A 504-nucleotide genomic window follows, 5' to 3' on the forward strand; every position below is an offset into this window, starting at 1 on the left:
AGGAGCCTGTTTGCAACGAAAGAGCACCATTCGCGCGAACGGAACCGCCGTGATTCGAAAGCGCGGCGTTCGCGCCGTTCAGCATCAGATTGTTCGCGGCCGACAGCACACCACCGGTATTGTTCGCGTTGCTACCAACGTTCAGTTTGAGGTCGTGTCCGGCAACCGTTTGAGCGCCTTGCGAATTCGTGAGAGTTTGCGCGGTGAGCGCCACATCGCCGTTTCCACCGATCGTGCCGGCACCGGCTTTGCCCGACACATTCGTGTTCGTGATCGAGGCGCCACCGTCGATCGTTGTCGCGCCAGTTCCGATATTCGCTATGCGGCCATCGCTGTTGTCGACACTCAATCCGGACAACTGGAGTGTCGTCGTTGCGCCGTTGGCTTCGATCTGGCCTGCGAGGTTGCTCACGGCACCAAGCGCTGCGACTGTCAGGTTGCCGTTCGACTGAATGAGCCCCGCCGCATTTGTAAGCTGACCGTTCGACTGAACGGACAGCGATT

At 59.5% G+C, this 504-nt stretch carries 1 protein-coding gene; it reads right to left on the reverse strand.

Annotation, left to right across the window (positions count from 1 at the left end):
- Positions 1–504 (reverse strand): hypothetical protein (locus ACV229_RS40720; RefSeq protein WP_448088677.1); only part of this gene is annotated, 504 nt, incomplete at both ends.

The organism is Burkholderia sp. MR1-5-21 (assembly GCF_053427715.1).